The 733-nt window shown below is 72.4% G+C and carries 1 protein-coding gene; it reads right to left on the reverse strand.

Annotation, left to right across the window (positions count from 1 at the left end; translation table 11 throughout):
- Positions 1-633 (reverse strand): RNA methyltransferase substrate-binding domain-containing protein (locus FVW20_RS19885; protein ID WP_307831631.1); only part of this gene is annotated, 633 nt, incomplete at its 3' end.
- Positions 634-733: the final 100 nt, after the last annotated feature.

Here is a 733-nt window from a genome sequence, read left to right on the forward strand (position 1 = left end):
GCCCGCCGCGCCCAGCGCGTACAGGGTGCGGGCCAGGGTGCCCACGTTGCCGGGGTCCTGCACCTGGTCCAGCGCCACTATGAGCGGCAGCGGGGCGTCGGGGGCGTCGCGCAGGATGTCGCCGAATTCGGCGAACCCGGCGTCGAACACCCGCGCGATGACACCCTGGTGCGAAGAGTGGGCGGCGCGTCCGGCGCGTGCATCGGCGCGTGCGCCGACGTGCTCTGCGGCGAGGGCGTCATCGTCGTCGTCCTCGTCGTCGGAGTCGCGTGCCGTGCCCCGGCCTTCCAGAATGTCCCAGGCGGCGTCGTCATCGGCAAAAAGGTCGTCGTCGGCGTGGGGGGCGGGCCTGTTCTGTCCGACCATGGCATCGCCGGGTTGGGCGATGGCCTTGCCCGACGCGAACAGCCGGTCCAGGGCGTGTGCGTCGGCAAAGATGAAGCGTACCCGCGCCCCGCGGCACAGTTCGACGATGCGGTCCACATCGCGCCCGCGCTTGCCCTTGCGGATAAGCACGGTCTCCACGCGGCTGGGGTCCGATTCCAGCAATTCCAGCACCGGCTTCACGCCGGGCAGGATGGAGCAGGGGGATTCCGGGGCGTCGGGCAGGATGTCGCGGGTGTCCGTGTGCATGTGGGGGCGCACGTCGGGTCGGCCATCGGAACGGGCGTCACGCCGTCCATCGGCGGGTTTGCCCCGGTGCGGCGGGCGGCCGGGCCGCTCGGGCCAGCCG

It is taken from the genome of Nitratidesulfovibrio oxamicus (assembly GCF_015731765.1).
In the GTDB taxonomy this organism is placed as follows: domain Bacteria; phylum Desulfobacterota; class Desulfovibrionia; order Desulfovibrionales; family Desulfovibrionaceae; genus Cupidesulfovibrio; species Cupidesulfovibrio oxamicus.